The 9,479-nt window shown below is 53.7% G+C and carries 6 protein-coding genes and 1 pseudogene; 2 read left to right on the top strand and 5 right to left on the bottom strand.

Annotated features, from left to right (window positions below):
• Positions 1-349: 349 nt before the first annotated feature.
• From FYJ85_RS21205 to gpmI, 5 genes and pseudogenes are all read right to left on the bottom strand, one after another.
• Positions 350-1,696, bottom strand: coding sequence for a tyrosine-type recombinase/integrase (locus FYJ85_RS21205; RefSeq protein WP_206213378.1), 1,347 nt, complete (start codon positions 1,694-1,696; stop codon positions 350-352).
• Between the two features lie 305 nt (positions 1,697-2,001).
• Positions 2,002-3,726 carry an SWIM zinc finger family protein gene (locus FYJ85_RS21200; RefSeq protein ID WP_154420695.1) on the bottom strand — a complete coding sequence of 575 codons (1,725 nt, stop codon included), beginning with the start codon at positions 3,724-3,726 and terminating at the stop codon, positions 2,002-2,004.
• A 2-nt stretch (positions 3,727-3,728) separates the two neighbouring features.
• Positions 3,729-4,937 carry a class I SAM-dependent rRNA methyltransferase gene (locus FYJ85_RS21195; protein ID WP_154420694.1) on the bottom strand — a complete coding sequence of 403 codons (1,209 nt, stop codon included), beginning with the start codon at positions 4,935-4,937 and terminating at the stop codon, positions 3,729-3,731.
• A gap of 19 nt (positions 4,938-4,956) precedes the next feature.
• Positions 4,957-5,913: a 5'-3' exonuclease gene (locus tag FYJ85_RS21190; protein WP_154420693.1), complete on the bottom strand. Its 957-nt coding sequence runs from the start codon at positions 5,911-5,913 to the stop codon at positions 4,957-4,959.
• Between the two features lie 3 nt (positions 5,914-5,916).
• Positions 5,917-7,567: pseudogene (gpmI, locus tag FYJ85_RS21185) on the bottom strand (2,3-bisphosphoglycerate-independent phosphoglycerate mutase).
• A gap of 162 nt (positions 7,568-7,729) precedes the next feature.
• Between gpmI and FYJ85_RS21180 the strand changes: the two are divergent.
• Together FYJ85_RS21180 and FYJ85_RS21175 are read left to right on the top strand one after the other, a co-directional pair.
• Positions 7,730-8,464 carry an SGNH/GDSL hydrolase family protein gene (locus tag FYJ85_RS21180; RefSeq protein ID WP_154420692.1) on the top strand — a complete coding sequence of 245 codons (735 nt, stop codon included), beginning with the start codon at positions 7,730-7,732 and terminating at the stop codon, positions 8,462-8,464.
• A gap of 112 nt (positions 8,465-8,576) precedes the next feature.
• Positions 8,577-9,452, top strand: coding sequence for a hypothetical protein (locus tag FYJ85_RS21175; RefSeq protein ID WP_154420691.1), 876 nt, complete (start codon positions 8,577-8,579; stop codon positions 9,450-9,452).
• Positions 9,453-9,479: the final 27 nt, after the last annotated feature.

Below are 9,479 nucleotides of genomic sequence, written 5' to 3'. Positions count from 1 at the left end.
GCATTTGACTGTTCGGATTAGCAGGAAATTGTTGGCACATTCCATCAATTGCTGTATCAATCAGAAATATGGGAATCCGCTTCTACAATTTGAACGGATTTTTTGTTAAAAAACTTGCACACGGCGTTATCTATCAATAATATATATCAATCTGGCATAATTTCAAGAATTTAGCGCGAAGAAAATATTTGATATAGATTTTGACAATCTATCGTTCTGACTCTGACTTTTACGCTCAGAAGTCAGAACGTCGCGGGTCAAATCAGCCGTCCAAATCGTCAGAATGACTCGGCCGGGCGTCTGTCCCATTCGGCAAAAAGTAAGCAGAAATTCTGCTGTCGTCGGAACCTCATTGCTCCAGAATGGCGGCAACCAGTTTCAAGGTTTCAGCCGGATCAGCGGTGGAGCTACGGATCAGGGCAAGCGCCTTTTCAATTCGGTTACGATCCGATTCTCCTCCGATTTCACCGACTACGGCAGCGATGGCTTTCTCCTGCGCCTCGCGCCCCACATGGGTGTAATATTTATCCACAATGTCGGAATCGGTACCGAGGATCGACTGAACTGCCGCTTTGGGAACGTTGGCTTCTGCACAATACGAGGCAAAAGAATGTCGCAGGGAATGAAATCCGTATATTGTGACTTTTTTCTTCCTGCCTGGTACGGCAACGGAAGGCTCGAGACCGATCCACTGAATAACGCGCAGCACATCAATGTTCACCAGATTGTTGCCGACGTTTTTTCCGGCAGCATCAGTACGTTTATAACGAGCTGCAACCCGTGGGCAGACATATTCATCGATACGCCAAGACCAGGCTGCTTCCAGGACGGTTTTCAATTCCGGAGCAATTGGGATGGTCACTTCTTTGCCGGTTTTGAATTGCTTCACCCAGATTTGACCGTGCGGGAAATCGATACTGTCCCAACGCAGTAAAACGCAATCCTTCAACCGTTGTCCGGTAAACATGCCGAGATAATAGATCACTTTGACTTCCGGCTTGTACATCACTTTGTGGATACTGTCATCAAGCACTTCACGCAACTTTTGAATCTGCTCACGGGAAAAGGAAAGACGGCGTACCCCGAGTTCCTGCTCTTCACGTTCTTTCCGGATCAGGACGCGTGAACGAAAAGGATTGTCCGCATCCCGGTAGTCCCGCAAGACTTCAAAGATTTTGCGGATTCTGGTGATTTTCCGGTTGTGGGTCGAAACCGAAATCCTGCAAGACCGCAAATGATCGGCGTACTTGGCTGCCAGTTCCGGAGTTATCTCACGAATCGGCAGTTCCGGTTTATTGATGAAATCAACGAATTCCCGAAATGTGGCCCGATAGGTGTTCTGTTCATGAACGGTATCCGGCACAGAACGCTCCGGGTGCCGTGAGTAGACTTCCCAGGCATCGCTTAGTGCGAGTTCCTGCTGCCGGTGTTCGAGATTTCGGGCCTGTTTCACGTGAGCGGCAATCACTTCGGTACTGGTGGCGCGAACCACTGGAACTATTTTTTCCGCTTTGGCTATGGCCTCTTCACGGTTTCGCGTTTCGAGGCTGACACATTTGCGCTGGTTGTTGATCTGATAGCGGAAGAAGTAGACTCCTCCGGTCTTTTTCTGATATACTGAACCTGTTGCGAGTTTGATTGTCTTTTTAGTCATCTCCTGATCCTTCCAGTTTGGAATATCGGATTTGACCGGCATTGGACGAAACTCCTGAAGAAAAGCGGCCAAACGGTACCAAGTGGTACCATTTGGCGGAATTTTGAGGCAAAAAATGGTGGAGCACATTCCGCAAAACCAAACCACCATCTCCAAGCTCAAAAATCCCGCGTGTCCGGCTCTGGAACGATCCGAAAATTCCGGATCGTTGGCAGTTGTTAAGTTTTACTTTACAACTGAATCGCAATCCAACTCCTTCTTTTTCAGCATCTTTTAGATATTGATGCTGTTATTGGCAACAGAGGTGACAAAATTTCAATTGCTGTCATTGACGATTCGACACTCGGTTATTTCAAGCCCTCTTTATCCAGCATGCCGATGAATTTGCGGCGTTGCTTGTATTGCAGGCGAATTGCGAGGATTTCTTGCTGAAACCGTTCGCCTTCGCCGGCTGCCGTCAAATATTCCTTATAGAGTTTCAGCAAACGTACTGATTCGGCATAGAAACGATCGCCGACCTGCGGCAAATGTTGGTCGAGCGGCCTTTTGATCAACCGCGCCGATGCTTCCGGCTTGTTTTTCGCGAGGGCCTCCGCCAGCCGGTAAAGAGTCTGATGCGCACACAGTCCGCCTTCCGCAATTTCCAGTGCCTGCGGATAATCCTTTTCGCAGAGCAGAATATTCACCATTTCCGTACGGGCGTCGGTCGCCTGATTGCGGGATGTGAGACGTTTCCGCAGAAAATTCAACGCTTTGGCTAAATAGACCTTCCCCTGGTGACAAGAACGGGCGGTCGAACGCAAAAACTCGTAGCCGTATCGGCAGTCGGGGTAACGCTCAAAACAGTTCCATGCCAAAGCAAGTGCTTCCTCTTTTTTGCCGCAGCGAATAAGTTCGCTTACCAGGGCGTCCAGAATTTCATGATCGCCTTTGAACCGATCATGCGCTTTTTGCAATAACGGCAGTATCTCATCGTAGCGATCCAGACGGAACAACTGCTTGCTCAATGCCAAAACTTGTTCCGGAGAGCTCTGGTTTTTCTGCAGAATCTTCAATTCCAGTTCTTTGTCACAGTTGAGCTTGGCGTATTGCAACAGCCGCTTTTCAATCAGTTCCCGCTTATTGGAAGCCCGCGTTCCCATCGACAGAGGCGGCATCTCGTCCCACTGGCGTTGCGCAAGCTTTTCCCAGGCGTCGACAATCCGTTGGGGCGCGTCCATGAAATAACGGCCAACCTGTCCAAGCGCGCCCCACGGATTTGCCGCTTCCCATGCGATCATATTCTCCGCGATTTCCTGCGCTTTTCCGGCACCCTTCGTTACCGCGGCGAAATAAAGCGGCAGCATGTCGCCGATCAACTCATCGAGTCCGTTTTCGTCATCGCCGCCCTCCCGCTTAAGCGCCTCTTTGATGGCATATTCCGCCAATTCCAGAATAAGCGGTGGCGACAATCGCTTCATCGTAGCAGTCAGCTGTCCGAGTTCCTGCCGGAATTGCTCGAAATTTTCATCGATTTCATACTCTTCATCGCCATAGCAATCGACATAACTGCATTCTTCCGCCAAATCCAGCAAGCGGTCGATTTTCTGCAACAACTCCAGACGCAAGGAACTTGGATCATCCGGCAGATGACTCATGCGGAAAAACTCCAGCAAATCGGGATGCAGCTTTGCCGCCCCGGTGAGCAATGCCGTCAGTTCCTCATTACTCCGTGCTTTCAGAAAAGCGGAAAGATCGAATTTACCACGTTTCCCGCTTGCCGGCTGCGGCGTTTCAAAGCCGTCGATAAAGGCCAATCCAAGCGCAACCAGATGCTTGCAGAATTCGCCGTCGTCGCCGAGCGGACAACTGCATTCTCCGGAAAACCAGCCGTCTCCGTCCGATTCAATCGAACAAGAATAGGAGCGGCTTCCAGACACTTTGCCTTCGATGCGTTCATCATCAACAAACAACTTTTGCACATGCCCGGACTTAAAATAATCCAGTCCGCGCTTGAAATAAACATCTCCGGCCTCCTCCCGCAGATTCTGCCGGGTAATCAGCTCTTTTAAATTTGCATCCGACTTGCTCATCCTTACTCCAGTTCAAAAAAACTTTCTTTGCCGACATGCGGCAAATACTTTTTCGCCAACGCCTCAAGGCTTCCAGATTCAAGGTACATCCATTCGCCGTCGATGGTCATATAACACATTCTGGACACCGAAAACAGGCGCGCGTCAGAATCGTCCAGTTCGAACTTGAAAAACGGTTCGTAAACAACAAACTTTTCCAACAGTTTAAGCGCGCCTTCCAACGGAATTCCGATTGGAAGAGACTTATACCTTGCCGTTTCGGTTCCGTGAACAATCAGTTCTTTCGGCTTGACTTCGATCTTGACGAACGCCTGTTTGGAAAGCTTGGGAATCCATTTTTCCAACAAATCCCGCTCCTGCCGCAGAATCGCGCTTTGCTGCTTCTTACGGCAGGAAACCTTGCCGTTGGGCGACTCGACAATCTCCATTCCCTTCGGAATCGCCACCAGCGCATCCGGCGTACACTTCTTCGAGCAGATGGTCTGCGTACCGCCGCCGCGAACCGCGGCGAGTCCGAAGCCGCCGGTGTAGCAGAAGCAGTTCAGAACATTTTCCGCGTCTTTTGCGGCGTTCATGACGGCGAGGCGGCTGAGACGCTGGTCGAGATAGAAGCCCGTTTTGTGTCCGGTGCGCGGATTCATGCTGTAGCGGACGCCGTTTTCGGTGAATTCAATCGTTGCGGGAAGTTCTTCTCCGGCGAGCGGACCGCATGAGGGTTCGAGTCCCTCCTTTATGCGGGAGTCGACATCGGAGCGTTCGTAGACACCCTTTGCGTAGTGCAGAGCGGCATTTGCGATTTCCGCACGGTGAAAGTCCGCGCCCGCGGAGCTGAGCTGGCAGACGGCATAGTCTCCGTAGATGTCGACGATTACGCCGGGGAGGCCGTCGGATTCCGCATTGATGAGACGGAACGCGTCGGGAAGAGCTCCGAATGCCGCTTTGCGCAGTTTGAATGCTTTTTGGAAGCGGCGGTCGAAGAATGCCTGGTCGACGGCTTCATCTTCCTGAAACGTCCAGACGCGTGCGGTGAGACGCGATTCCGGGGAGAGCGACGCGAGCGCGAGAAAATGGTGTTTGGAGTCCCCGATTACGACATCGGCGCCCTTGACCGGCTCGCCGTTGATTTCGGCGACGGCTCCCGAGAAGACCCACGGGTGGCGGCGCAGCAGGGATTTTTCGCGTCCTTCTTTAAGTATGAGTTCAAGCGGCATCAGAACAGATCCATCTGCGTCATGGAATCAGACGCTTTTCCGGGTTCCGGTTTCGGGGCGGTTCCGGCGAATGCGAAGAGGTCGTTTCCCGGTTCTTCGGGTTCCGGCCCGGCAATCGCGTCGATCTCCTTGAGGATGCTTTTGAGCGACATTTTTTTGCGATCGCGCGGATTGCGGCGAAATCCGGTTCGGAGCGGCGGACGCTGTCGAGGGTCCAGACCGTACCTTCCGGCGGGACGTCATCCAGGCGCACAAGTTTGAGATTGATTGCGAAACGGTCTCCGGAGTCTTCCAGTTTTTTGCGGAGGGTGTCGCGTTTGACCTCGTCAAGGTGTGCGAACATGTTTTCCGCGGCGCCGAACTGGTTGAGAAGCGCGGCGGCGGTTTTGGGACCGACGCCGGGGACGCCGGGAATGTTGTCCGCGGTATCGCCCACGAGCGCGAGATAATCGGCGATCTGCCCGGGAGCAATGCCGAACTTCTTCTTGACCTCTTCGATTCCGCGTTTCGCGACGTCGCCCGCCGGGTTGGGGACGAGCATGGAGACGCGGGAGTCGATGATCTGCGAAATGTCCTTGTCGCCGGAGAAGATGAAGACCTGGTTTTGCGGGAAAGCTTTGGCGAGCGAGGCGATCAGATCGTCCGCTTCGTACCCTTCGTGTTCAATGAGGCTCCATCCGAACGCCCGGACGAGTTCGCGTATAACGGGAATCTGGACTTTGAGTTCGTCGGGCATCGGCGGACGGTTTGCCTTGTAGCCGGGGGCGAGCTCCATGCGGAATGCGGGCTTGCCCTTGTCGAACACGAATGCGCCGTTTCGCGAGGGGTGTTCCTTATGCAGCTTGAGCAGGAACTTCGTCATCGCGAAAACGGCGTTCGTCGGCACGCCGTCCGGAGTCGAGAGATAGCGCACGGCATGGAAGCCGCGGTAAATCTGCGCATACGAATCAACCAGCAGGATCGGCGTGTCGTTCATGGCTTACTTCCAGGAGAGGACGGATTTGTCGTATTCCGAGGGGGCGACGAATCCGAGGAGTTCGGCGCAGGTCCCCGCGATGGAGCTGATGCCGAGTCCGGAATTCAGTTCCTGCGAGTATTCGCCCTTGTAGCCCGGGTCGAAGATGAAGCAGGGAACCGGGTTGAGGGAGTGGCTGGTCTTGCGGCGCGGTTCGCCGTTCTTGTCCAGCTTCACAGCTCCGGTCTTGTCGTGCTCGAACATGTCGTCCGCATTGCCGTGGTCGGCGGTGCAGAGGAGGATTCCGCCCGCTTTCTCGACGGCGGCCGCGAGTCTCTGGAGGCAGAGGTCAAGAGCGCCCATGCCGACCTGTACCGCCTGGTAGTTGCCGGTGTGGCCGACCATGTCGCCGTTCGGGTAGTTGAGGCGGATGAAGTCGTACTTGCCGGATTCGATTGCGGCGATGACGGCGTCGGTGATTTCCGCGCACTGCATCCACGGACGCTGTTCGAACGGGATGATGTCGGAGGGAATTTCCTGATAGGTTTCGAGCTTTTCGCTGAACTTGCCGGAGCGGTTGCCGTTGAAGAAGTAGGTGACGTGTCCGTACTTCTGCGTTTCGCTGATGGCGAACTGGCGGACGCCGCTGTTGCAGAGGTATTCGCCGATGGTGTTGTTGATTTCCGGCGGGTTGACGAGGTAGTTGTTCGGGATGTGGAGGTCGCCGTCGTATTCCATCATGCCGGCGTAGAAGACCTTCGGGTTCGGAACGCGTTCGAACTTGTCGAACTTGGGATCATCGAACGCTTCGCTGATTTCAATCGCGTGGTCGCCGCGGAAGTTGAAGTAAATGACGACGTCGCCGTCCTTGATTGCCCCGACGGGCGTCTGGCCGTCGTCGGAGATGACGAACGGCGGAAGATCCTGGTCGATGGCCTTGGTCTCCGCGCGGAGCGTTTCGATCGCTTCCTGAGCAGATTTGAAGAAGCGTCCTTTTCCCGCGACGTGAGTTTCCCAGCCCTTGCGGACCATGTCCCAGTTTGCGCCGTAGCGGTCCATGGTGATGTTCATGCGTCCGCCGCCGGAAGCGATGCGGTAGTCGAATCCCTGGGCGTTGAGCTCCTTGAGGTACTCTTCAAAGGGGAGGACATAGTCGAGCGCGGAGGTCTCGGGAACGTCGCGTCCGTCGAGAAGAATGTGGAAGCGGATGGATTTGACGCCTTCCTTCTTCGCCTCTTCGACCATGCCTTTGAGGTGGTCGATATGGCTGTGGACATTGCCGTCGGAGAAGAGGCCGATGAAGTGCATGGTTCCGCCTTTTTCCGCTTCTTCCACGGCTTTTTTCCAGGTTTTGCCTTCAAACATTTTTCCTGAGCGGATGGCTTCGGAGACGAGTTTCGCACCCTGCGCGAAGACGCGTCCGGCACCCATGGCGTTGTGTCCGACTTCGGAGTTGCCCATGTCGGCGTCGGAGGGGAGGCCGACCGCGGTTCCGTGTGCTTTCAGCTGAGTATTAAGGCATGGTTTTCATGAGTTTGTGAAGGAACGGCGTGGGGGAGTCGAGAACGGCGTCTCCCTCTTTGTATTTGCCGATGCCGACGCCGTCCATGATGGCGAGGACGACGGGTCCCTTTCTGCCCTGGAATTTCGGATTGCGCTGTAAAGCCTGCATGATGAGTTTCCTTTCGTTTTCAGAGTTTTTCTGATATCGTAAATTTACACCGAAACGGCGATTTTTCAATCAAAGAACGCGAGTTTTTGAAAAAGCGTGTGGAAATGGCGGAAAAACGTGCTATCTTTTCCGGATGAAGAAATTTTGAAAGAAGGATGTTTTCAAATGAGAACAACTCAATGGTACGGGAAAAAGGTCGCCTTCCTGGGCGATTCCATTACGGATAAATGTCATGTCGGAACAACAAAGAATTACTGGCAGTTCCTGCGCGACTATCTCGGCGTCGAACATCTGGTTTACGGCGTCAACGGCTGGAGCTGGGCGGGACTCGTCAAGCAGGCGGAAGCTCTGAAACAGGAGCACGGAACGGAGTTCGATGCGATTCTCGTTTTCATGGGAACCAACGACTACAACAGCAACGTCCCTCTCGGCGAATGGTTTGCGACGCATGAGGAGGAGGTGAATTCGCACGGTACGATGATGAAGAAACTGCGCCGCGAGTTCCGCATGGATCCGGATACTTTCCGCGGCCGCATCAACATCGGTCTGAAGTATTTGAAAGAGAATTTCCCGCTTCAGCAGATTATTCTCCTGACTCCGGTCCATCGCGGCTACGCGAACTTCGGCGGAGCGAACGTTCAGCCGGAAGAGACCTTTCCGAACGACATCGGCGTTTATGTGGACGATTACGTTTCCGCTTTGCGCGAAGCGGGGAGCCTCTGGTCGGTTCCCGTGATCGACCTGTTTGCCGTAAGCGGTCTTTTCCCCGTGAACGACGCCTATGCGCAGTTCTTCCACGATGCGGATACGGACCGCCTTCATCCGAACGCCGCCGGACACGACCGTATCGCGAAGACTCTGGTGTATCAGCTTCTCGCCCTGCCCGCCACTTTCCGGTGAGAAAAAGTTTTTCCGGCGGACCGGAAACGTCCGGTCCGCCGTTTTTTTTTCTCCGCAGACTTTAAAACTTCTGAAAGCGGACTATATTAATGAAAAAATTATCGAGGAACTGATGATGACTTTCGGAAAAATATCTCTGCTTTTCCTTCCGCTGCTTCTGGTGGCGGCGGGATGCCGGACAGACTGGCGGACGGCCGCCGCGGAACGGGCGCGCGAATACGCTCTAAAAAACAGCCGCGATCTGCCTGAAAACGACCGCAACTTCGTGCGCTACAACGACCCGATCCTGATGTCGGAAATGATTTCCGCGTATGCAAGTCCCGAATTTTCTCCGATCGGACACGGCCCGAACCGTTTCGACAGCCGGAAGGTGCGCGAATCCAATAAATACGACCTCATGCACACCGCGTTCGTCTGGCATTTGCCGAAGTCCGGATTCTCGCTCGTCGTGGATGGAACCGGTGAACGCACTCAGCGCGGATGGACCCCGAATCAGGTCGTCTGCAAACATTTCATCCCTGCGGACACGGCGTATGAAAACGCAAAAAAAACGTCGGTCAATTTCATCGCGAATTTCTTTCCCGAGCTTGAGGCGGGAGACATCAACGAAATCCGCTTCAACGAACCCATGGTCTCCGCGACAAAATTTCATCTGACGCCCGTTGAAGAACCGAACCGCGACGCTCAAGTCAAAAAATGGATGGATTACATCCGCACCAGAGAGGGCGCGCCCGGACGGAAAGTGCAGATCTCCCTGATCTGGACGAGTCCGCTTTCCGGCAAAAAACTGGTCGTGACGGGCGAATCTCCGGAACGGAATTTCTCCGAATGGAAGCCGGTCAAGGCGCTGATCCTTTCGTGGAGGGTTCTTTTTAAACCTGAAAGTCGTCTATTTCTGTTTTCGCCTCAAATTTTTATGTCCGCAGTTTCTGCGACTCAATATTCCAGCGGGAAACAGCTATTTTCGGGAGTACCGACACAGACATAAAAACATCGCGCCATACGGGGGGTGTTT

This window comes from Victivallis lenta (genome assembly GCF_009695545.1).
Lineage (GTDB): Bacteria > Verrucomicrobiota > Lentisphaeria > Victivallales > Victivallaceae > Victivallis > Victivallis lenta.
Note: the sequence above shows the minus strand (reverse complement) of the source record. Positions and strands in the feature narration are given on the sequence as shown.